This window comes from Xanthomonas euvesicatoria pv. euvesicatoria, from assembly GCF_020880415.1.
Taxonomy (GTDB): Bacteria; Pseudomonadota; Gammaproteobacteria; order Xanthomonadales; family Xanthomonadaceae; genus Xanthomonas; species Xanthomonas euvesicatoria.
Genome location: NZ_JAJIUJ010000096.1, coordinates 36,803 through 60,088 on the forward strand (window position 1 = coordinate 36,803; position 23,286 = coordinate 60,088).

Annotated in this window: 19 protein-coding genes and 1 pseudogene; 10 read left to right on the plus strand and 10 right to left on the minus strand. The window is 65.9% G+C overall.

Annotated elements, in window-relative coordinates; all coding sequences use genetic code 11:
- Nucleotides 1–47: 47 nt before the first annotated feature.
- A complete protein-coding gene (locus LN450_RS15585) occupies nt 48–2,474 on the plus strand; it encodes a penicillin-binding protein 1A (protein ID WP_011348459.1) in 2,427 nt (808 codons plus the stop codon).
- A 308-nt stretch (nt 2,475–2,782) separates the two neighbouring features.
- Nucleotides 2,783–3,433, plus strand: coding sequence for a hypothetical protein (locus LN450_RS15590; RefSeq protein WP_011348460.1), 651 nt, complete (start codon nt 2,783–2,785; stop codon nt 3,431–3,433).
- Between the two features lie 247 nt (nt 3,434–3,680).
- Here LN450_RS15590 and LN450_RS15595 read toward each other — a convergent pair whose 3' ends face one another.
- From LN450_RS15595 to LN450_RS15635, 9 genes are all read right to left on the minus strand, one after another.
- On the minus strand, nt 3,681–4,970 hold the full coding sequence (locus tag LN450_RS15595; protein ID WP_003486167.1) for a citrate synthase: 1,290 nt from the start codon (nt 4,968–4,970) through the stop codon (nt 3,681–3,683).
- Nucleotides 4,971–5,199: 229 nt separating this feature from the next.
- The gene (locus tag LN450_RS15600; RefSeq protein ID WP_005911911.1) at nt 5,200–5,442 is read right to left on the minus strand and encodes a type B 50S ribosomal protein L31; all 243 of its coding nucleotides are present in this window, start codon (nt 5,440–5,442) and stop codon (nt 5,200–5,202) included.
- Between the two features lie 71 nt (nt 5,443–5,513).
- Entirely contained in the window at nt 5,514–6,452 is a 939-nt protein-coding gene (locus LN450_RS15605) for a nucleoside hydrolase (RefSeq protein ID WP_008575834.1), read from the minus strand.
- A 122-nt stretch (nt 6,453–6,574) separates the two neighbouring features.
- Nucleotides 6,575–8,728 carry an ATP-dependent DNA helicase RecG gene (gene recG / locus LN450_RS15610; protein ID WP_011348462.1) on the minus strand — a complete coding sequence of 718 codons (2,154 nt, stop codon included), beginning with the start codon at nt 8,726–8,728 and terminating at the stop codon, nt 6,575–6,577.
- A 20-nt stretch (nt 8,729–8,748) separates the two neighbouring features.
- Nucleotides 8,749–9,129, minus strand: coding sequence for a RidA family protein (locus LN450_RS15615; RefSeq protein WP_005911914.1), 381 nt, complete (start codon nt 9,127–9,129; stop codon nt 8,749–8,751).
- Between the two features lie 79 nt (nt 9,130–9,208).
- Nucleotides 9,209–11,380 carry a RelA/SpoT family protein gene (locus tag LN450_RS15620; protein WP_008575831.1) on the minus strand — a complete coding sequence of 724 codons (2,172 nt, stop codon included), beginning with the start codon at nt 11,378–11,380 and terminating at the stop codon, nt 9,209–9,211.
- 127 nt (nt 11,381–11,507) lie between these two features.
- Nucleotides 11,508–11,807, minus strand: coding sequence for a DNA-directed RNA polymerase subunit omega (gene rpoZ / locus LN450_RS15625; RefSeq protein WP_002812428.1), 300 nt, complete (start codon nt 11,805–11,807; stop codon nt 11,508–11,510).
- Between the two features lie 260 nt (nt 11,808–12,067).
- The gene (gene gmk, locus LN450_RS15630; RefSeq protein ID WP_008575828.1) at nt 12,068–12,679 is read right to left on the minus strand and encodes a guanylate kinase; all 612 of its coding nucleotides are present in this window, start codon (nt 12,677–12,679) and stop codon (nt 12,068–12,070) included.
- 151 nt (nt 12,680–12,830) lie between these two features.
- Complete coding sequence (locus LN450_RS15635; protein WP_011348463.1) at nt 12,831–13,691, minus strand: YicC/YloC family endoribonuclease; 861 nt, start codon at nt 13,689–13,691, stop codon at nt 12,831–12,833.
- A 109-nt stretch (nt 13,692–13,800) separates the two neighbouring features.
- Between LN450_RS15635 and rph the strand changes: the two genes are divergently transcribed.
- The 8 genes and pseudogenes from rph to LN450_RS15675 all read left to right on the plus strand — a co-directional run bounded on the left by rph (nt 13,801) and on the right by LN450_RS15675 (nt 21,795).
- Nucleotides 13,801–14,526 carry a ribonuclease PH gene (gene rph, locus LN450_RS15640; protein ID WP_008575825.1) on the plus strand — a complete coding sequence of 242 codons (726 nt, stop codon included), beginning with the start codon at nt 13,801–13,803 and terminating at the stop codon, nt 14,524–14,526.
- Nucleotides 14,523–14,915: pseudogene (locus LN450_RS15645) on the plus strand (VOC family protein). The gene rph and the pseudogene LN450_RS15645 overlap by 4 nt, the downstream one beginning before the upstream one ends.
- Complete coding sequence (rdgB, locus tag LN450_RS15650) at nt 14,912–15,511, plus strand: RdgB/HAM1 family non-canonical purine NTP pyrophosphatase (RefSeq protein WP_008575822.1); 600 nt, start codon at nt 14,912–14,914, stop codon at nt 15,509–15,511. The pseudogene LN450_RS15645 and the gene rdgB overlap by 4 nt, the downstream one beginning before the upstream one ends.
- Nucleotides 15,512–15,526: 15 nt before the next feature.
- Nucleotides 15,527–16,684, plus strand: coding sequence for a radical SAM family heme chaperone HemW (hemW, locus tag LN450_RS15655; protein ID WP_008575821.1), 1,158 nt, complete (start codon nt 15,527–15,529; stop codon nt 16,682–16,684).
- Nucleotides 16,685–16,976: 292 nt separating this feature from the next.
- Complete coding sequence (locus tag LN450_RS15660; RefSeq protein WP_011348465.1) at nt 16,977–19,406, plus strand: DUF1631 domain-containing protein; 2,430 nt, start codon at nt 16,977–16,979, stop codon at nt 19,404–19,406.
- Nucleotides 19,403–19,750: a PilZ domain-containing protein gene (locus tag LN450_RS15665; RefSeq protein WP_008575819.1), complete on the plus strand. Its 348-nt coding sequence runs from the start codon at nt 19,403–19,405 to the stop codon at nt 19,748–19,750. The genes LN450_RS15660 and LN450_RS15665 overlap by 4 nt, the downstream gene beginning before the upstream one ends.
- Before the next feature lie 207 nt (nt 19,751–19,957).
- Nucleotides 19,958–21,283, plus strand: a complete 1,326-nt coding sequence (pepQ, locus tag LN450_RS15670; protein ID WP_011348466.1) for a Xaa-Pro dipeptidase — start codon at nt 19,958–19,960, stop codon at nt 21,281–21,283.
- A 113-nt stretch (nt 21,284–21,396) separates the two neighbouring features.
- Nucleotides 21,397–21,795, plus strand: a complete 399-nt coding sequence (locus LN450_RS15675; RefSeq protein WP_008575817.1) for an XVIPCD domain-containing protein — start codon at nt 21,397–21,399, stop codon at nt 21,793–21,795.
- Between the two features lie 162 nt (nt 21,796–21,957).
- On the opposite strand, the gene LN450_RS15680 is transcribed toward LN450_RS15675, so the two are convergent.
- The gene (locus tag LN450_RS15680; RefSeq protein ID WP_008575816.1) at nt 21,958–23,286 is read right to left on the minus strand and encodes an aminopeptidase P N-terminal domain-containing protein; all 1,329 of its coding nucleotides are present in this window, start codon (nt 23,284–23,286) and stop codon (nt 21,958–21,960) included.

The window sequence follows — 23,286 nt, forward strand, 5'->3', positions numbered from 1 at the left end:
CATCTATACTCTGTGACCAAGAAATCTGCAATCGGAATCTCTCTTACATGCCCCGTATTCGCCGTTGGCTGGGCTGGATCCTGGCCACGATCGTTGTGCTCGCACTGCTTGGCGCAATTGCTGCCGGCGGCCTGTATTACGCCATTTCCTCGAAGTTGCCGGACGTTCAATCGCTCAAGCAGGTCGAGCTGCAGGAGCCGATGTACGTCTATTCCAGCGATGGCCGCCTCATGGCCGTTTATGGCGAGACCCGGCGTTATCCCATCCAGATGAAGGACGTGCCGCTGCGCCTGAAGCAGGCCTTCCTGGCCACCGAGGACGCGCGCTTCTATGAGCACGGCGGCGTGGACTACAAGGGCATTGCCCGCGCGGTGTGGCTGCTGACAACCACCGATGCCAAGCGCGTGCCGGGTGGTTCGACCATCACCCAGCAGGTGGCGCGGCAGTTCTTCCTGAGTTCGGAGTACAGCTACACCCGCAAGCTGGCGGAGATCCTGCTGGCGCGCAAGATCGAAAGTGAGCTGAGCAAGGACGAGATCTTCGAGCTGTATCTCAACAAGAGTTTCTTCGGCAACCGCGCCTACGGCGTCGGGGCCGCTGCCGAGTATTACTACGGCAAGAAGATGAGCGAATTGAACCTGGACGAGATGGCCTCGCTGGCCGGCATCCCCAAGTTCCCGTCCAGTGGCAACCCGATCAGCAACCCTGAGCGTGCGCAGGAGCGTCGCGACTATTACGTGCTGCAGCGCATGGCCGACCTGGGCTTTGTCAGCCAGGCCGAAGCCGACGCCGCCAAGGCCGTGCCGATGCACGCCAAGCCGCATGAGCCGCCGGTGGAGGTGTACGCCCCTTACGTGGCCGAGCTGGTGCGTCAGGAAATGATCGCCAAGTACGGCGGCGATGTGCTCAACAAGGGCTATCACGTCACCACGACCATCGATGCGACCCTGCAGACCGGTGCGGATGTGGCAGTCGCCGACGGCTTGCGGGTCTACGATCATCGCCATGGCTGGCATGGCGTAGAGCAGCACTTCGACGTGCCCGCCGATGCGGACGCGCCTGCACTGGCCAAGCACCTGGCAGGCGCGTTCACCCAGGGCGGACTGCGTGCGGTGATCGTGGCGCGCACCAATCCCGATGGCGGGGTCACGGTCGTGCTGAGCGACAAGACCGAACTGACCCTGCCCGCCGGTGCCAGCCGCTGGACCGGCAAGACCCCGGCCAAGCTGCTGACCCGCGGCGACCTGACCCGCATTCGCGCCGGCGAAAAGGACGGCGAGTGGATCATCGACCAGTTGCCGCGCGGCCAGGCGGCATTGGTTTCGCTGGACGCCAATAGCGGCGCCCTGCGTGCCCTGGTGGGCGGCTTTAGCTTTGCGGGGAACAAGTTCAACCGCGCCACCCAGGCACGCCGCCAGCCAGGGTCGAGCTTCAAGCCGTTCGTCTACGCAGCCGCATTCGAAAAGGGCTTCAACCCGGCCTCGATCGTGCTGGACGCGCCGGTGGTGTTCCGCGACCGGCGCGGCAAGACCTGGTCGCCGCAGAACGATGGAGGTGGCTTCCGCGGGCCGATGCGCCTGCGCGAAGCGCTGGTGCAGTCGCGCAACCTGGTGTCGGTGCGCCTGCTGGACGCCATCAGCGTCGATTTCGCACGCAAATACATCAGTCAATTCGGTTTCCAGGAGGCCGAATTGCCGCCAAACCTGTCGATGTCGCTGGGCACCGCTTCGCTGACGCCGCTGTCTGTGGCACGCGGCTATGCGGTGTTCGCCAATGGCGGCTCACGGGTGGACACCTGGATCGTGGATGAGGTCAAAGACCGCGAGGGCAATGTCATCTTCAAGGAAGTGCCGGCCGTAGCCTGCCGCACCTGCGCCCTGCAAGGCGGCAATGTGGCGCCCGTGAGCCAGGTCGTCGATGGCTTCAACTTCGGCGCGCAGGCACCGGAGATACCGCCTGCCGCGCCGGCCACGGCCACGCCGACGCAGGCGCAGACCGCCCCTGCGGCAACCGCGCAGACCAAGATCGCGCCGCGCGCGATCGACGAGCGCACCGCCTACCAGCTGGTGTCGATGATGGGCGACGTGGTCCAGCGCGGCACCGGCACCGCGGCCAAGGTCCTCGGCCGCGAGGACGTGGGCGGCAAGACCGGCTCCACCAACGAGCACCGCGACGCGTGGTTCTCCGGCTTTGGCGGCCCCTACGTCACCACCGTATGGGTGGGCCGCGACGACTTCCGCTCGCTCGGCTATCGCGAATACGGCGGCAAGGCGGCGCTGCCGATCTGGATCGACTACATGCGCGTAGCGCTCAAGGACAAGCCGATCGCCGCCAACGATCCGCCCGATGGCATGACCCAGGCCACCATCAATGGCGCCGTCGAATGGGTCAAGAACGAAGATCTGGACCGCCTGCAGGATTACGACTACGGCCTGCAGGAACAGCAGGACGAAAAGGCGTTCGACATTTTCTGAGGAATCGGGATTGGGGAATCGAAAGCGGCGTGGCTGTTCGGTTCCCCAATTTGTTGGCCCCCGTTGGATAAGCGCCAGCCATTGCCGACCTGATGGATCGCTGGCGGCATCGTTGCCGGGTCGGCGCAGCGCTCACCTGCCCGCCACGGATATCGCACGCGCCTTGCGCCTTGCCCGTGCATACCCGCACCTGGACCATCGCCCGGTCACCGCTGCGTGATCGTTCCTTTGCAATGACATGACGCATTCGCCATGTCTTCATGCAGCTGTTGTAGAGTCCAGATCAGGTTCATTAGGGGAGCCCGGTCATGCATCACGCACGCGCGCACGCCGATACACGAACCCGGGAACGTCGCCATCGTCTGGCGCACGAAGCCGCACGCCTGATGGCCGAAGGCGGCATCCGTGATTTCCATCAAGCCAAGCTCAAGGCTGCCAGCCGGCTCGGCATTCATGACGATGCGTCGCTGCCACGCAATCGCGAGATCGAAGATGCGTTGCGCGAGTACCAACGCCTGTTCGCCGGACCTGCGCACGGTGCGCGTCTGCGCCAACGTCGCGAAGCCGCGTTGCGGGCGCTTGAGTTTCTCAGCCCCTTCCAGCCACGGCTGACCGGCCCGGTGCTGGACGGCACCGCCGACGCCAATGCACCGGTGCACCTGCAGTTGCACAGCGACGATGCCGATGCCGTGCAGCGGTTTCTGGAAGAACACCGCATTCCGGCCGAGTCGCGCACGCGCCGGCTGCGCCTGGATCGCGAGCGCAACGGCGAGTTTCCGGTGTGGCTGTTCAGCGCCGAAGACCTCACCTTCGATCTCACCGTGCTGCCCTACGACGCGCTGCGGCAGGCGCCGCTGTCGCAGCTGGACGAAAAGCCGATGCAGCGTGCGTCGGCCGCGCAGGTGCGACAGTTGTTGACAGACGGCGACGGTTCCACCGGCTCACCGCTGCTGCGCTGAGTCGGCCATATGACGCGGAACCTGACTACGCGGGCGAGCTCTGTGCTTCTTTAACCGGCGTCACGACGCCGCTACGCAGCGGTCGTTTATTCGGGCCCAGCCGCAGACGGACGAACCGTCGTGCAACACGACGCTGCCAATCGCCACGACAGCAGCACGCTGTGCTGGAAGGCGACTGCCGCGCAACATCCAAATGCAAACGCCCCGCACTGCGGGGCGTTTGTTTACGCAGATACGCGTGGACCGATCAGCGCTTGGCGCTGTCGGTGTAATCGCGCTTGTCATAACCGGTATAGATCTGGCGCGGACGGCCGATCTTCATTTCCGGGTCGACCTGCTGCTCCAGCCAATGCGACACCCAACCTGCGGTGCGTGCGATGGCGAACATCACGGTGAACATTTCCACCGGGATATTGAGCGCCTTGTAGATGATGCCCGAGTAGAAGTCGACGTTCGGGTACAGCTTGCGCTGCACGAAATAGTCGTCCTTCAGCGCGGCCTCTTCCAGCTTCAGCGCCACTTCCAGCAGCGGGTCGTTGACGCCCAGCTCGCCCAGCACCTTGTGGGTCATCTCGCGGATGATCTTGGCGCGCGGGTCGAAGTTCTTGTAGACGCGGTGACCGAAGCCCATCAGACGGAACGAGGAATTCTTGTCCTTGGCCTTGGCCACGGCCGATTCGACGTTGTCGGCGGTGCCGATCTCTTCGAGCATCTTCAGCACGGCTTCGTTTGCGCCACCGTGTGCCGGACCCCACAGCGCGGTGATACCGGCGGCGACCGAGGCATACGGATTGGCACCGGTCGAGCCGACCAGACGCACGGTCGAGGTCGAGGCGTTCTGCTCGTGGTCGGCGTGCAGGATGAACAGCAGATCCAGGGCCTTGGCAACGACCGGATTGATCTCCAGCGGCTCGCTCGGCACTTCGAACATCATGTGCAGGAAGCGGTCGACGTAGTTCAGGTTATTGCGTGGGTAGCGGATCGGCCAGCCGATCGAATAACGGTACGCCGCAGCCGCCAGGGTTGGCACCTTGGCGATCAAACGGATGGCGGCCTGACGGCGCTGCTCCGGATCGTTGAGGTCCAGGGTGTCGTGGTAGAACGCCGACAGCGAGGCGACCGAGCCGGCCAGCATGGCCATCGGGTGCGCGTCGTGACGGAAACCGCCGAGGAAGTTCTTCAGCGACTCGTGCATCATCGTGTGATGCGTCACTTCGTGGTCGAACTTCTTGAATTCGTCCGCCGTCGGCAGTTCGCCGTTCATCAGCAGGTACGAGACCTCAAGGAAGCTGGACTTTTCGGCCAGCTGCTCGATCGGGTAACCGCGATACAGCAACACGCCATTGTCGCCATCGATGTAGGTGATGGCCGACTTGCAGCTGGCGGTGGCGGTGAAGCCCGAGTCGTAGGTGAACAGACCGGTTTCTTTGGTCAGCTTTGAGATATCGACGCAATCATTGCCAAGCGTGGGCTTGAGAACCGGCAGAACGACCGACTTGTCGCCGGCGTTGAGCGTGACCTGATCAAGATCGGACACTGTGTACGCTCCTTCAGTGGAAGGCGCCTGATCCCACATGGGCAGGCACGTGATGGAAGTCCAAGGCATCGCCCCGGATCAGACCATTATCGCACAGCAGCATTTTGGCCGTCGCTTGGACAGAAGTCGTAGACGCATCGCGCCAGGCATACAGGCGAAGCGTTCAGCGCCCCAAAAAACAACGGCCGCGCAATGCGCGGCCGCTGCCGGTACAGCCCGTCCTGCAAGTTCAGCGCGCGTAGCGCTTCTGGAACTTGTCGATCCGGCCGCCGGTGTCGATCACCTTGTGCTTGCCGGTATAGAACGGGTGCGAGGACGAGGAAATTTCCACCTTGATCAGCGGATACTCCTGGCCGTCTTCCCACTTCACGGTCTCTTTCGAGGTCATGGTGGAACGGGTCAGAATCTTGAAATCGGACGTCACGTCGTGAAAGACGACGTCTTTGTAGTTGGGATGAACGTTATCTTTCATGGACTTGGCGCCGGGCTGCCTGGATAAGTCGGGTATTATAGCTGCGCCCAGGCAGCCGGCGCAAGGTCGCCTCAGTTCGCCGCCAGGGCGGCCCCGACCAGCGCGTAGAACTGCTGGATGTCATAGGCCAGCAGCAGATTGGCATTGTCGGGCGCCCCGCCCTGCCGGTTCCAGTCCACCAGGGTCATGCCACGGGTATGCGCACCGGACAGTTCGATATGGACCGGGCGCTGTTCCAGCCGCTGCGCGCCTTCCGGGTGCAGTGCGAACGCCATCGCCAGCGCGTCGGCGGCATACCAGTACTCGCCGCGGCTGTCTTCGGACCACAGCCGGGTCTTGCGCGAGATCTCCTCGTAGAATCGGGCGCGGCCAGAATCGGCCGCCAGCCATTGCTCCACGTCCCGGTGCAGCAGGCCGTGGGCAATGGTGGCTTCCCAGTCGGCCACGTCGAACTGCGGAAAACCGCCGAACACGATATGCGCCGCTTCCGGGTCGAATCCGATATTGAACTCGGCCGCAGCGGTGATATTGCCGTGCCCGGTCAACGCTCCGCCCATCACCACCAGCCGCGCCACGCGCTGCGGCAGGGTCGGGTCCAGGGTGAGCGCCAGGGCAAGATTGGTCAGTGGACCGAGCGCCACCAGCAGCAGCTTGCCGGCGTGTTCGTGCGACAGACGCAGGATGGCGAGCGCGGCGTGTTCGGCCTCGGCAGTGCGCTTGGCCGGTGCCAGGCCCACATCGCCGAATCCGTCGAGACCGTGCACGTGCGCCGCATCCACCGACGGGTGCAGCAACGGCTGCGGGCAGCCGGCGTAGACCGGCACATCGGTACGGCCAGCGATCTCGCAGACCTTCAAGGCGTTGCGCACGGTGTGCTCCAGGCCCACGTTGCCGGCGGCGATGGTCAGGCCGACCACCTCGTGGCGTGTGTCGTTGAAGGCCATCAGCAGCGCCAAGGCGTCGTCCACGCCAGGGTCGGTGTCGATCAGCAGCGGTATCTTGTCAGTCATGGGATTCGGGATTGGGCATTCGGGATTCGTTGCCGCATCTTCGCAAGGATCGGCCGGCCACGCGAATCAGCAGCACGCAGCCGCCACGCTGTTACGAATCCCGATTCCCGACTCCCGGCCGCTCAAGCGGCCGCATACCGCACCGCGCCGCCGATCCAGCGTTCGACCACGCGGTCGGCGATTTCCGGCGCCTCGTCCAGCAGCCGCTCGGCCAGTACCTGCACGCGCGGCAACAGCCCGGCGTCGCGTGCCAGATCGGCGATGCGGAAACTGGCCAGGCCGGTTTGCCGGGTGCCAAGCAATTCGCCCGGGCCACGCAACTCCAGATCCTTCTCCGCGATCACGAAACCGTCGTTGGTCTGGCGCATGGTTTCCAGACGCTGCCGCGCCATCATCGACAACGGCGCCTGGTACAGCAGCACGCAACTTGAGGCGGCTGCGCCACGCCCGACCCGACCGCGCAACTGATGCAATTGGGCCAGGCCCAGCCGCTCGGCATTTTCGATGATCATCAACGAGGCGTTAGGCACGTCCACGCCGACTTCGATCACGGTGGTGGCCACCAACAGGTCGCTGCGGCCCTGCTTGAAATCCAGCATGGCCTTCTGCTTTTCGGCCGGCTTCATGCGGCCGTGCACCAGCGCCACCCGCACGCCCGGCAACTGCGCCGACAAGGCCTCGAAGGTGACTTCGGCGGCCTGCGCTTCGATGCGCGGCGGACCGCCTTGCTGGCCTTGCGCGCCTTTCTCGGGTTCTTCGCTTTCTTCGATCAGGGTGCACACCCAATATGCCTGCCGTCCTTCGGCGCAGGCGGCGCGAATGCGTTCGACCAATTCGGGCCGGCGCTCCGCGCTCAGCACGATCGTCTGCACCGGCGTGCGGCCGGGCGGCAATTCGTCGATGGCCGAAACATCCAGATCTGCGTAAGCCGACATCGCCAACGTGCGCGGAATGGGCGTGGCGGTCATCACCAGCTGATGCGGCACGCTGCCCGCCGCCGCTCCCTTGTCGCGCAACGCAAGGCGCTGATGCACGCCGAAGCGGTGTTGCTCGTCGATGATGGCCAACGCCAGGTCGTGGAAGACCACCGCCTCCTGCATCAACGCATGCGTGCCGACCACGACCTGCGCCTGACCGGAGGCGACCTCGGCCATCACTGCAGCGCGCGCCTTGCCGGTGACCTTGCCTGCCAGCCAGACGATGCGGATGCCCAACGGTTCCAACCAGCCGCGCAGATTGGTGAGGTGCTGCTCGGCCAGCAATTCGGTGGGCGCGGCAAGTGCGACCTGCTTGCCCTGCTCCACCGCCAACATGGCCGCCAGCGCCGCGACCACGGTCTTGCCGCTGCCGACATCGCCCTGTACCAGCCGCAGCATCGGCGAGGGGTGCGCAAGGTCATGCGCAATCTGTTCGAACACGCGTTGTTGCGCGCCGGTCAGCTGGAACGGCAGCGCCTTGCACAATTGCTGCACCAACGTGCCGTTGCCGGGCAGGCTGGGCGCGTGCAGACGCTGCAACGCGATGCGTTGCCGGCGCAGGCTGAGCTGGTGCGCCAGCAATTCCTCGATTGCCAGGCGCTGCTGGGCCGGGTGGCCTCCGGCGAGCAGTTGCTGTGGATCAGTGCCAACCGGCGGGCGATGCATGGTGAGCAAAGCCGCGCGCAATGAGGGCAATCGCTCGTCCTGCAGCCAGTGCGGTGGCAACAATTCCAGCGCACTTTCGGGCGGCAGACGCTCCAGCGCCTGGCCGATGAGCTTGCGCAACGTCGCCGGGCCAACGCCTTCGAGCACCGGATACACCGGATCCAGACTGTCGCCCAACCCGGCATCTTCGTCCGGTGCGAGCACGCGGTAACTGGGGTGCACGATCTCCCAGCCGTGCTGGCCGGGCTTGGGTGTGCCGAACACCCGCAGCCGCGTACCGACGGCGAACTGCGCGACCTGCGCCGCACGAAAATGAAAGAAGCGCAGCACCAGCGTCCCGTGCGAGGCGTCGGACACTGCCACGCGCAGCACCGGCCGGAAGCGGAAGCCGCGCTCCACAGCCTCCACGCGTCCTTCGACCTGCGCCGGCACGCCACCTTGCAGCTGCGCGATGGTGGTCAAGCGCGTGCGGTCTTCGTAACGCAGCGGCAGATGCAGCCACAGGTCCTGCACGCTCAGGATGCCGCGCGCAGCGAACTTGTCGGCCACTTTCGGGCCGACACCGGGCAGGCTGGACAGCCGAGCCTGGCCGGCGACGGCCAGACTCGGTGTGACGACGCGCGTGCGCGACACGGCCGATCAGCGGCGCAGGATCACTCGATCACCATCACTGCATCGACTTCGAAGCCGGCGCCCTTGGGCAGACCGGAGACTTCGATGGTCGAACGCGCCGGGAACGGTGCCTGGAAATACTCCTGCATCACCGCGTTGACTGCAGCGAACTGCCCCAGGTCGGTCAGATACAGACCCAGACGCACGATCTTGTCGAGCGAGCCGCCGGCCGCTTCGGCCACCGCCTTGAGGTTGTCGAATGCACGGCGTGCCTGCGCACCGATGTCGCCCGGCACGATCTCGCCGGTGGCCGGGTCCAGCGGGATCTGCCCGGAGAAATACACGGTGTTGCCGGCACGCACGGCCTGCGAATACGGGCCGATGGCGGCAGGCGCCTGGTCGGTATGGATGATCTGGGACATGGACACTCCACTGCAAAGGGTTACCGCAGTTTAGGCCTTTGTGCGGATTTGCTCGACTGTTGCGCGAGTGCGCCAGGCGCTACTGGCGTCCGACGCTCTGCACCACGTGCAGACGCCGTAGCCGGCGCATCACCTCGGCCAGGTGGCGGCGGTCGCGCACCTGGATGTTGAAGCGCAGCACGGCTGCGTTGAAGTCGCGGTCCAGATAGTCCACGCGCTCGATATTGGACTGACTCTGCGCGATGGCTGCCGCCAGCTGCGCCAGCACGCCGGTGCGGTTTTCCACTTCGACCACCAGCGCGGTGTCGTAGTCGCCGGTCACGTTGGAGTCCCAGTCGATCGGCACCCACCGTTCGGGCGATTTGCGCAATTCCGCCAGGTTCGGGCAGTCCAGGCGGTGCACCACGATGCCCTTGCCTGCGGTGTGATAGCCCATGATTTCGTCGCCGGGAATCGGCTGGCAGCAATTGGCGAAACTGATCACGCCGCGCTCGCTGCCGTCGATCAGGATCTTCTCGTGCGAATGCTTGGACAGGCCACCGCCACGCAGTTCTGCGTAAGCCATCAACGCCTGCGCGGCCTGATTGGGCATCCAGTTGCCAAGCGCCACATCGGCCAGCAGCGCTTCCAGACGCGGGTAGCGGTGCTCGGCAAGGAAGGCGTCCAGGCGGCCCTTGGGCAGCCGTTCCAGCGAAGAGTCCATTGCTTCCAGCGCGCGGTCCAGCATGCGGTGGCCCAACTGCACGGCATCTTCGTGCTCGAGTTGCTTGAGCTGATGCCGGATGGCGGTGCGCGCCTTGCTGCTGACCACAAATTCCAGCCACTGCGGTTTGGGCGTGGCCGAGCGGGCGGTGATGATCTCCACCGCCTGCCCGCTGACCAGCTTGGTGCGCAACGGCACCAGCTTCTTGTCCACGCGCGAGGCCACGGCGCGATTACCCACGTCGGTATGCACCGCGTAGGCAAAATCCAGCGCGGTGGAATTGCGCGGCAATGCCAGGATCTTGCCCTTGGGCGTGAACAGATAGACCTCGTCCGGGAACAGGTCGACCTTGACGTTGTCCAGGAATTCCAGCGACGAGCCGGCGGCGCGCTGCGAATCGATCAGTTCCACGATCCAGTCGTGCGCACGACTCTGCGCGCTGTTGGGCGAGGCCGAGCCGACCTTGTAGGTCCAGTGCGCCGCTACGCCGCGTTCGGCGATCAGGTCCATCTCTTCGGTGCGTATCTGCACTTCGATCGGCGAGCCGTATGGTCCGAACAACACGGTGTGCAGCGACTGGTAGCCATTGGCCTTGGGGATTGCGATGAAATCGCGGAAGCGCCCGTCCAGCGGCTTGAAGCTGGCATGCACCGCGCCCAGCGCGTGATAGCAATCAGCCACCGTGCGCACCACCAGGCGAAAGCCGAACACGTCCATCACCTGGTCGAAGGACTTGTTCTCTTCGTGCATCTTGGAATAGATGCTCCAGGGCGTCTTGATGCGGCTGACCAGCCGATGCTCCAGCCCTTCCTTGGCCAGCCGCTGGGACAGCTGCACTTCCACCTGCGCCATCGATTCGCGCCGCACCACCGGCTGGCTGCGGATGTGCTTTTCGATGATGGCGTGGCGCCACGGATACAACGCGCGGAAGCCCAGATTCTGCAATTCGGACTTGATCAGGCTCATGCCCAGCCGCTGCGCGATGGGTGCGTAGATCTCCAGCGTCTCGCGCGCGATGCGGCCGCGCGCCTCGGTGCTCTGTGCGCCGAGCGTGCGCATGTTGTGCAGGCGGTCGGCCAGCTTGATCATGATCACGCGCAGGTCGCGCGACATCGCCAGCAGCATCTTGCGGAAACTTTCTGCCGCCGCTTCCTGGCGGTCGCGGAACTTGAGCTTGTCCAGCTTGGTGACGCCATCGACCAGCTCGGCCACCGCCTCGCCGAACTCCGACGCCAGTTCTTCGCGCGTCAGCGGCGTATCTTCAATGGTGTCGTGCAGGATTGCGGCGATCAGCGATTCCATGTCCAGGCCAAGCTCAGCCAGCACGCCAGCCACCGCCACCGGGTGGGTGATGTAGGGCTCGCCCGACTTGCGGGTCTGCCCGGCATGCGCGCTGGCGCCCACTTCCCAGGCACGGCGCAGGATCGGCAGTTGCTCCTTGGGCAGGTAGCTGGCCGCGCGCTCGAGATGCAGGACGTAGTCGGGGATGGCCTGGTCGGAAGACGGAGACGTCACGACGGTCGCCTGGGCAGTGGGGCCTGGGTTCATGCCGGAAGACTATGCCAGCCGTGCAGTCTGGGCAAACATTTGCACACGCAGGCGTATTGCCGGGACCGAAAACGAAAACAGCCCGCATCGAGGCGGGCTGTTCTGATCGATCGCAGCGATGCTGGGATCAATCGTCGTTCTTGGACATGTCTTCGTCGGCGACCACTTCGGCGGCGGCCCATTCCAGCGCTTCGCGCTCGGCGCGTTCGCGCTCGGCCTTCTCGACCTCATCGATCAGCGCGTTGTCGATCCGGCGTGCGGCGATCTCGCGCAGTGCCATCACGGTGGGCTTGTCGCTGGCATCGGCATTCTCGATCAGCGGCTGCACGCCGTTGGCGAGCTGACGGGCGCGCTTGGAGGCCATCATGACCAGCTCAAAACGGTTGTTCACGACTTCCAGGCAATCTTCTACGGTAATGCGGGCCATGCGGGCTCCCGGCGACCAGCAACGGCCGCGCATCGAATGAGGGAAAGGGGGCGGAGTGTACGCTCCGGCCGGCGCCGCAGCAACCGCCACCCATTCAGTTTCCTTTGGAATCAGCGGTTTGAGCCGCTTGGAGCGACCAGGAAACCTTGCTGAGCAGTCGCTGGTGCAGCCGGCGCGTGTCAGGACCGCGGTCTACGCGCGGTGGATGCCGTCGCGCGGCGGCGCCCGTCCGGTGACCAGCCCCGCCGTGCCAGCGGCGCTTACTCCAGCAGCGCCTGAATCAATCCGGCGTGCCGCTGCTGTTGCGCCTGCCGACGCAGCCGGCTGGCGGTGAAGATGGCGCACATCTCCGCCACGGCGATGTCGAAGGTCTCGTTGATGATCACGTAATCGAACTCTTCGAAATGCAGCATCTCTTCACGGGCGGCGGCCAGGCGTTGCGCCATCACGTCCTCGCTGTCCTGCCCGCGCTTGCGCATGCGCTCGTCCAGCGCCTGGCGCGACGGCGGCAGGATGAACACGCTGACCGCATCGGGCACCTTCTGGCGCACCTGACGCGCGCCCTGCCAGTCGATCTCCAGCAGGACGTCGTGGCCGGCGGCCAGCTGCGGCTCCACCGACTGCCGCGCGGTGCCCTTCCAGTCGCCATGCACCAGCGCATATTCGAAGAAATCGCCCGCCTCGATCATGCCCTGGAACTCGTCGGCGGAGACGAAATGGTAGTGCTCGGCATGCCGTTCGCCCGGCCGCGGCGCGCGCGAGGTGAACGAGATCGACAGGGCGATCTTCGGGTCGCGTGCCAGGGTGGCGTTGACGATGCTGCTCTTGCCGGCGCCGGAGGGGGCCGCAACGATATAGAGAGTGCCGCGCATAGGATCAGGGATTCGGGATTGGGGAGTCGGGATTCGCGAACGGACTGCGGACCGGTGCCACCGGGGTCGACATGCTACCGGGATTGGCCGCAGCCCGCTGAAACGCGAGGTTGCCGTCGACCAATCCCGAATCCCCAATCACCAATCCCGGCTACTCGATGTTCTGCACCTGCTCGCGGATCTGGTCGATCAACACCTTCAGATCCACGGCGGCATTGGAGGTGCGGCTGTCCACCGACTTGGAGCCCAGCGTATTGGCTTCGCGGTTGAATTCCTGCAGCAGGAAGTCCAGGCGGCGACCGACCGGTTCGCGCTGCCTGAGCACGCGACGGATCTCGGCGATGTGGCTGGACAGGCGGTCCAGCTCCTCGTCCACATCCAGCTTCTGCAGCCACAGCACCAGCTCCTGCTCGGCACGGCCCGGGTCGACCGGATGCGGCAGGTCGGCCAGGCGCGCGGCCAGCTTGGCGCGCTGACCTTCGCGAATCACCGGAATCAGGACGCGCACCTCGGCGGCGATGCGTTCGATGGCATCTACCCGCTCGCTGATCGCCTCGGCCAGCTTGGCGCCCTCGCGCTCGCGCGCGATCACGAAGCTACCCACCACCTCCTCCAGCAACGCCAGCGCCTGTGCCTGCAACGCGGGGGCGTCCACGTCCTGCACCTGCAGGACGCCGGGCAGCTGCAGCAGGTCGGTGAAGCCGACCTGCAATTTGGGGAACAGACCATCCAGCCGCGTGGCCAGCGCACCCAATTGCTGTAGCAGCGATTCGTTGACCGCCAGCGTCTGCGCGTTGTCGGGCGCGCGCAGGCGCAGCGTCAGATCCAGCTTGCCACGGCTGTTTTTCGCCGCCACCCGCTCGCGTAGCAACGGTTCCAGCGCACGCAATTCCTCGGGCAGACGCACACCCACTTCCAGAAAGCGGTGGTTGACCGAGCGCAGCTCGCAACCGAGCGTGCCCCAGGGTGTGATGCGTTCGCTGCCAGCGAACGCCGTCATGCTTCGGATCATCGTCAATCCCGTGCCGTCAAAGCGCGAATGGTACCCTAGCCGCCCTCGCCGGCTGCCTGCACGCTGCGCAGTGGCGCCAGACCCACCTCCCGACTTCCGGACTCATCGCATGACCTTTTCCCGTCCCAGCGGCCGCACGGCCGACCAGCTGCGCCCGGTGCGCATCGAACGCGCCTTCACCCGCCATGCCGAAGGCTCGGTGCTGGTCAGCTTCGGCGACACCCGCGTGCTGTGCACCGCCAGCGTGGAAAACCGCGTGCCGGGCTTCCTGCGCGGCAAGGGCGAAGGCTGGGTCACCGCCGAATACGGCATGTTGCCGCGCTCTACCCACACCCGTTCCGACCGCGAGGCTGCACGCGGCAAGCAGGGCGGACGCACGCTGGAAATCCAGCGCCTGATCGGCCGTGCACTGCGCGCCTGCGTGGATCGCAATGCACTCGGCGAACGCACCATCACCCTGGACTGCGACGTGCTGCAGGCCGATGGCGGCACCCGCACCGCGGCCATCACCGGCGCATACGTGGCGTTGGCCGATGCGGTGAACCTGCTGATCAAGCGCGGCGACATCAAGAAACACCCGCTGATCGGCGCGGTGGCTGCGGTGTCGGTCGGCATCTATCGTGGCGAACCGGTGCTGGACCTGGATTACCCGGAAGACAGCGACTGCGATACCGACATGAATGTGGTGATGAACGACGGCGGCGGCTTCATCGAGCTGCAGGGCACCGCCGAAGGCCACGCGTTCCGTCGCGACGAACTCAACGCGCTGCTTGCCCTGGCTGAGAAAGGCATGGGCGAGTTGTTCGCACTGCAACGCGCTGCGCTGGCCGGATGAGCCGTCGCATCGCCCTGACCACCTTGCTGGTTGCCGATTACGATGCGGCCATTGCCTAGTATACCGGCGCGCTGGGCTTCCACGTGCTGCAGGATCGCCCGCTCAATGACGGCAAGCGCTGGGTCGTGATCGGCCCGGGCGGTGCAGACGATGCCGCCCTGCTGCTCGCGCAGCCGGCCAACGCCACGCAACGCGCGCGCATCGGCGACCAGACCGGTGGGCGGGTGGATCATTTCCTCTACACCGATAACTTCTGGCGCGACCACGCGGCCATGCAGGCGTTCGGCGTGGAATTTCTGGAAACCCCGCGCGAAGAGCCGTACGGCACGGTCGTGGTGTTTCGCGATCTGTACGGTACCAAGTGGGATCTGCTGGAGCCCAAGCAATGAAACAACTGGTCCTGGCCAGCGGCAACGCCGGCAAGCTGGAAGAACTGCGTGCCATGCTCGCCGGCCTGCCGCTGCGCATCGTCGCGCAAGGCGACCTGGGCGTGGAAGATGTCCCGGAAACCGGCCTGACCTTCGTCGAGAACGCGCTGATCAAGGCGCGCCATGCCAGCGCGGTGACCGGTTTGCCGGCCCTGGCCGATGACTCGGGGCTGATCGTGGATGCATTGGATGGCGCGCCCGGTCTGTACAGCGCGCGCTATGCCGGCAGCCCAACCGATGCGCAGGCCAACAACGCCAAGTTGCTCGATGCGATGCGCGAGGTTCCGACCGATCGCCGCAGCGCGCGGTTTTATGCGGTGATCGTGTTGCTGCGGCATCCGGAAGATCCGCAGCCGCTGATTGCCGAAGGCAGTTGGGAAGGGGTGATCACCACCGAACCGCGCGGCGCTGGCGGCTTCGGCTACAACCCGGTGTTCCTGGACCCGGTGTATGGCCTGACCGCCGCGGAGATGGACACCGCGTTGAAGAACCGTCTCAGCCATCGTGCGGTCGCCCTGGCCACGCTGCAGCACAAGCTGCATGCGATGGCGCTGTAAGGCACGCCTCGCGCAATGCCCCAGCTGATTCCGCCGCCGCTGTCGCTCTACGTGCACCTGCCCTGGTGCGTGCGCAAATGCCCGTACTGCGATTTCAACTCGCACGCGGCCAAGGGCGTGCTGCCGTTCGAAGAATACGTGGATGCGCTGATCCGCGACCTGGATGCGGATCTACCGCTGGTGTGGGGCCGCGTGGTGCATTCGGTGTTCTTCGGCGGCGGCACGCCCAGCCTGTTTCCGCCGCAGGCGATCGACCGCTTCCTGCAGGCCGCGGCGGCGCGGCTGCGTTTTGCCCCGAATCTCGAAATCACCCTGGAAACCAATCCCGGTACCGCAGAACACGGCCGTTTCGAACACTACCGCGCTGCGGGCGTCAACCGCCTGAGCTTCGGCGTGCAGACCTTCGACGACCTGGCACTGCAGCGACTTGGCCGCATTCACGACAGCGCCGAAGCCGAGCGCGCGATCAAACTGGCGCAAGACGCCGGCTACGATAATTTCAATATCGACCTGATGTACGCGCTGCCCGAGCAGACGCTGATGCAGGCCGAGCACGATCTGGAGCGCGCCTTCGCGCTGCAGCCGACGCACCTGTCGCATTACCAGCTCACGCTGGAGCCGAACACGGTGTTCTTCGCGCGGCCGCCCAAGGGCATTCCCGACGACGATGCCGCCTGGGATATCCAGGAGCACTGCCAACGCCTGCTGGCCGACGCCGGCTACGCCCAATACGAAGTCAGCGCGTACGCCAAGCCGGGGCGACAGTGCGCGCACAACCTCAATTACTGGCGCTTCGGCGACTACCTGGGCATTGGCGCGGGCGCACACGGCAAGATCAGCTCCGGTGCCCAAGAGCACGTGTTGCGGCGCTGGAAACACAAGCATCCGCAAAGTTATCTGGCCAGTGCCGGCACCGCCGCATCCATCGGCGGCGATGAAATCGTGCCGGGCGAACGGCTGCCGTTCGAATACATGCTCAACCTGCTGCGCCTGCATGAGGGCTTCCGGCTCAGCGACTTCGAGGCTTCGACGGGCCTTGCGGCCTGCGTCATCGACGCGCCGCTGGCGCGCGCAGTGGCGCAGGGCTGGATGAGGCGGCAAGACGGGCGCGTGGTGCCGACCGAGTTGGGACGGCGCTTTACCAATGATGTGGTCGAGCTGTTCCTGGTCTGAGCGCAGCGAAGAGCTGCGTTCACTGCCAGGTCGGCGCGGCCGGGCGCCTGACATCGGCTTGTATCGCCTGCGTCCAGTACGCCATCACGCCTGGCTGACCCGTGCGCGGAGGTGTGAGCGGGCCTGGGCGCGTTGGCAGTACCGATGAATCGGCCGTCCGAGCTGCCGCATACCCGCATGACCACCGGCTGGCACACCGCAGGCCGCATGCGCCGGCGCGCGCCGATGCCGCGCGGTCAGCGAAAAAACATGCTACATAGCTCACGCTTCGAACCGAGCCCACCTCCCCCGGATGTCCATGCACGTGTCTCCCATGCAACCTGCAGTTAGCGGCCCGATTGCCGATGCGCCGGTGTCCGCGCGCGGCCGGCGACTGCTCGGCATGCTGCACGCGCAGTGCGTGCAGGCGTTGAGCGGGCCGCTGCGGCTGACCGTCGTCGAGCTGGAACGCGAGCTGTTGCATCAGGCCGAGCATGCACGCAATAGCCAGATCCAGGCCGAAACCTACGCACAGATGCGCGGCCTGCGCGACCACATCGACCGGTTTCCGCAGGCATTCCTGCAGGAACTGGCGCACGCGCTGGCAAGCCTGCGTGAGCGCCCGGTGCTGACACCATTGACCGATGTGCCTGCGCAAACACAGATGCTGACCCTGGTCGAAGACACCGATATCGACCGCGACATCGTATTGAGCGACATCGCACGGCGCGAAACGTCGCGGCGTGCCGATGCCCTGCACCTGCTGGCGCAGCGCTTGGCAGTGATCGGCGCGGTGGCCGAATTCGAGCTGGAAGAATTGCCGATGGGTCCCTACGCGCTGTGCCGCATCGTGCGCCAGTGCGGTCAGACGCTGGGGCTGAACCTGGATGGGCAGCTGACGCTGTACAAGGTGTTCGAGCGCCAGGTGATGGACCGCCTGGGCGACCTGTTCGAAAGTGCCAACGGCGCGCTGGCCCAGGAAGGCATCCTGCCGGGGCTGATCTATCACCCGTATCTGGTCAAACCCACGCAGGTGCAGTCGCGGCGTGCGCCGCCGGCAGCGGCGCATGGGTCGAAGGACGCTGCCGCAATGAGCACGCCCGGTGCGGGCCCGCGCACACCGCGACCGGCCACCGGCTGGGCGGGCCAAGCCGCACCGACGGCGTGGCAGAGCGCCTTGCTGGATCCCGCTGCCGCGCCGCCGGCCATGGCAATCGCCGCACCTGCGCAGGCGCTGTCGCCGGCGCTCAACGACGCAGTCCAGGCGCTGGGCGGCTTGATGGCGTCGGCACGGCAGTCGCAGGCAGCGGTGCACGCAAGCCACGCAGGCGCGGGGGCGCCCGCCCATCACGAGGTCATGGCGCCCTCTCCCACCTCGCTCGCCGCTGTGGCCCAGGCATCGCAGCACAGTGCCGCCGCTGCGGTGCCCAAGGCAGCGCTTGGCGATGCCTTGGCCAGCCTGCAAGGCGTGCTGGCCACGCAGGCGGCAGCAACGCCACATGCATCCGGCATTGATGCAGTGCAGCGGCAGGTGCTGGAAGTGCTGCGCCGTCAGCACGGCCCCGATGCCGCGCTATCGCCGCAGGACAACGACACCTTCGACCTGCTCGGCCTGCTCTATGCGCAAATGCAGCGCGAAGTGCGCGAGCAAGCTCCCGCCCAGGCGCTGCTTGCCAAGTTGCAGGTGCCGGTGGTGCGCGCAGCGTTGGCCGACGCGCATTTTTTCGTGCGCGACCAGCACCCGGTGCGCGAACTGCTCAACACCGTCGCCGAGTCCGGGGCCGTGTGGCTGGGCGAGGACGATGCCGACCCGCAACTGCTGCACAAGCTGGGCAGCGCGGTCGACAAGATCGTCAACGACTATCAAGGCGACGAGGCTGTTTTCGCCGCGGCCAACGACGACATCCAGACGCATCTGCGCACCCTCGCGCGCAAGGCCGAGGTGGCCGAGCGGCGGCATGTGGATGCTGCGCGCGGAAAGGAGCGGCTGGAATCTGCCAAGCAGCAGGCCCAAGCGCGCATCGAGCAGCTGTGCGAACAAAGCGCGCCGCCGCGCTTTGTGCAATCGCTGCTGCGCCAGGCCTGGTCGGACGTGCTCACGCTGACATTGCTGCGGCAGGGCGAGCAGTCGCCCGAATGGGACGAGCGCCAAGCGCTGACCGCACGCATTGGCGAGGTCACCTGCCGCAGCAAGGGCCAACCCACCGACATCGCGCTGGGCACCGACGTGGAAACCGCGTTGCTGCAGGTGGGGTATCACCACGACGAAGCAGCGGCGATCGCACGGCGCTTGTCCACGCCCGGTGGCGAGGACGAGGTGACCTCGCGCACCGAGCTTGCCGCCAAGCTCAAGGCACGCGCGCGGCTTGGCGACCAGGGCGACAACGCTGCGCGCAAGCAGGCGGCTACGCCGCGCACGCCCGCCGAAGAGGAGTGCTACCTGCAGGTGCGCAGCTTGCCGTTCGGCACCTGGTTCGAATTCGTGGTCAACCAGCAAGGCGACCTGCGCCGGCAACGCCTGTCCTGGTACAGCCCGATGACCGGCAACGCGCTGTTCGTGAATCAGCGCGGGCAGAAGGTTGGCGAGCACTCGCTGGACAGCCTGGCACGGCTGATGGCCGGTGGGCAGGTACGTTTGGTGGTGGAAGAGAAATCGCGTCTGATCGATCGCGCCTGGCATGCCACCGTGCGCACACTGCGCAGCCTGGCCGGCCAGTCGCCTGTTTCCGAGGGCCAGCCATGATCCAGGACACCCGCCGCGCACCGCGCCGCCAGCCGACCGACCTGCTGCCGGTCATCGATATGCTCAGCGAGGCGCAGATCGGCCGGGTCGGCAATGTGTCCGAAACCGGCATGCTGTTGTTGGCCTCGGTGCCGCTGCACGACGACGCCCTGTACCAATTGCGCTTTTCGCTGCCCGAACGGGTTGGCCGCGCGACCGAGATCGATGTCGGCGTGCATCTGCTGTGGTCCGAAGCCGCACACGCACCCGGGCAGGCCTGGGCGGGCTTCCGCTTCCTGACCATGTCCGAGCCGCACCGGCAACGCCTGCGCGCCTGGATCGCCGAAGAACATCTGGCCGGGTAAGCGCGGCCGACACACGGCCACGCAATGGCCAAGCGGGCGCTGCCGCATGGGCCTGCCGCCGCAGGCCCATGCGTTGCCTGTTGCTCCTTCACGTCGGCGGTCGTCCACGGACGATTGCGCCGTGGTTGTCGGCCGTATCAGACACAGCGCCGTTGCAGGGATTGCGGCAAACTGCGCATCGCCTTTGCATTGCCGATCGAGCCCCGCATGCCCCAACCCTCCTTGAGCAGCCTGTACTCCGACCACCTGCGCACCCTCACCGCGCGCGCCGACGAAGCGCTGCAACGCGGCGGCTTCGAGCATCTGGTGGTTCCCAGCGGCAGCACGCATTACCAGCTGTTCGACGACCGCGATTACCCCTACGCGGTGAACCCGCAGTTCAAGGCCTGGGTACCGCTGACACGGGTCCCCAACAGCTGGCTGGTCTACACGCCGGGCAAGCGCCCGACGGTGATCTTCTATCAGCCGTTCGACTACTGGCATGTGGTGCCCGACGCGCCCAGCGGCTGGTGGGTCGACCACTGCGACATCCACATCATCCGCACTCCGGAGCAGGCGCTGGCGCTGCTACCCAAGCACGCTGAGCGCTGCGCGATCCTCGGCGAGCCGCAAAGCACGCTCGGTGCATACGTGCCGAACAACCCGCAGCCGGTGCTCGATTACCTGGAATACCAGCGCGCGTTCAAGACACCCTACGAGCTGGCATTGCTGCGCATCGCACAGCAACTGGCGGTGCGCGGCCATCGCGCTGCGGAAGCCGCGTTCCGCGCCGGCCAAAGCGAATTCGGCATCCACATGGCGTATTGCGCGGCAGTGGGCCAGGACGCCAATGACTTGCCGTACGGCAACATCATCGCGCTCAATGAACACGGCGCAGTGCTGCACTACACCGAACTGGGCCAGCAGCCGCCGCAACCGCTGCGTAGCTTCCTGATCGACGCCGGCGCCTCCGCATACGGCTACGCCAGCGACATCACCCGCACCTACGCCGCCGACCCCGGCAGCGACTTTCAGGCGCTGATCGACGCGGTGGACGCCGCCCAGCTGCGCATGGGCCAGAACGTGCGCGCCGGCGTGGACTACAAGCAGTTGCACATCGAGGCGCATCTGGCGTTGATGGGCATCCTCAAGGAGTTCGGCGTGCTGACCGTCTCGCCGGAAGCGGCTTTGGCCACCGGCGTCAGCGCCGCGTTCTTCCCGCACGGCCTGGGCCATCTGATCGGCCTGCAAGTGCACGATGTGGCCGGTTTTGCCGCAAGCGACCGCGGCGGCCGCATCGAACGCCCGGCCGGCCACCCGTATCTGCGCCTGACCCGCGTGCTGGAACCCGGCATGGTGGTGACGATCGAACCTGGCGTGTACTTCATCGACATGCTGCTGGACGAAGTGAAGAAGAACGGCCACGCCGCCAGCGTCAACTGGCAGCGCGTGGAAGCCTTCAAGCCCTACGGCGGCATTCGCATCGAAGATGAGGTGGTGTGCACCGACGGCAGCGCGGAAAATCTGACCCGCCCGGTCTTTGCCTCCGCATGAGCACCAGGCGCAACTGACGACACTACGGTTGCGCTGAAGTGGGCTCTCAGCCGCGCCATCCACCGCCCGATCACGCCCGGCAACGTTTGGGCACCACCCTACGGAACACCGCCATGAACGACCCACGCCAGAGTTCGCACCCGGACCACCCGATGTATCAACAGATCGAACGCGGCGTGCATGCGATCGACGCCGCGCACGGCCGCGTCCCCGACCAGACCAGCGCACGCCTCACCGCCGCCTTGCTGCCACTGGCCAAGGAAGGTGGGCTCGTGCGCGTGGATCATGTGCTGATGAGCGAAGCGAACGATCGCGGCGTGCACGGCGGCGAAAACGTATTCGTGGTGCAAGGCGACCCGGCCAACCCGGCGCATCTGCGCGCGCACATGAAAACCGAACAGGCGCTGGGCACGCCGGAAGAGCAATCGTTCGAGCGCGCGCGTCAGCTCGGCGGGCAGAGCGCGCCAGTGCAACAGCCCGAACGCACGCAGGCGCCGCAGCTGGGCCAATAACCGCCAGCCAACCCACGCCTGCGCAGCCGCCGGGCGCGCGCGGCCGATGCCAGGAGCCGTTGTCCGCCATGGCACTGCTGCGGCAATTGCGCTGCGGCAACGCCTGCACCATGACGCCGGCTGCAGCGTGTCGGTCCTTATGAATGTCGTGCACGCCGGCGCTCATGCGCCGCCGGCCATCTCCGCTTCGATCTCGTCGGCACTGCGCGCCAGCGCATCGGTCAGCACACGGTGGCCATCGGCAGTGATCAGCACATTGTCTTCGGTGCGAATGCCGATGCCGCGCCACTTGGCCTCTACCGAAGTGTCGTCGGCCGACACGTAGAGCCCCGGTTCGATGGTGAACACCATGCCGGGCTCGAGCAGCCGCGAATCGCCGGCCAGCCGGTAGTCGCCCACATCGTGCACATCCAGGCCCAGCCAATGGCCGGTCTTGTGCCGATAAAAGCGTTTGTAGTGTCCATCGGCGATGTTGCGCTCAAGTTTTCCCTTGAGCAGGCCCAGGCGCAGCAGGCCTTCGGTCAAGGTTTCCACCGCCGCCAGATGCCCGGCTTCGTACGCCACGCCGGGGCGCGCCTGTGCAAGCGCAGCCGCCTGCGCAGCACCGACCAGATCGTGCAATGCACGCTGCGCTGGCGTGAAGCGGCCGTTGACCGGAAAGGTGCGGGTGATATCGGCCGCATAGCCACGATATTCGGCACCGGCGTCGATCAGCACCAGCTCGCCATCGCGGCTGCGCGCATTGTTGGCACGGTAGTGCAGCACGCAGGCGTTGCTGCCGGTGCCGACGATGCTGCCGTATGCCGGCCATGCGTCGGCAGCGCGGAATTCGCGCTCGACCTCGGCCTGCAGTTCGTATTCGTGCACACCCGGCCGCGCCATCCGCATCGCTGCACGGTGCGCGCGCACGCTGATGTCGGCAGCCTGCTGCATCAGCGCGATTTCGTCGCGTGATTTGAACAGGCGCTGCTCGTGCAACAGATGCCCGAGCTCGAGGAATTCGTGTGGCGGCTGCGCGCCGTGGCGCACCTGCTCGCGCACGCGCTTGAGCCAGCCGATCAATTTGAGATCGAAATCGACATCGCGCCCGAAGTGGTAGTACACGCGGCTGCGCCCTTCCAGCAGGCCGGGCAGGATCTCGTCGACATCGTCGATGGGGTACGCATCGTCCATGCCGTAGCGTTCCACCGCACCTTCCTGGCCCTCGCGCGGGCCATCCCAGGCTTCGCGCTCGGCATCGCGTTCGCGGCAGAACAGAATCGCTTCGCCATGCTTGCGGCCGGGCACCAGCACCAGCACCGCTTCGGGCTCCGGAAACCCGCTCAGATACCAGAAATCCGAGTCCTGTCGATATGGGTAATGCGTGTCGTGGCTGCGCACGCGCTCAGGCGCGGCCGGCAAGATCAAAATCGCCTGCTCGCCCGCCATCTGCATCAGCTGCTTGCGCCGGCGCGCGTACTCGGCCGCGCCAATCCCGGTGAGCTTCTTCAT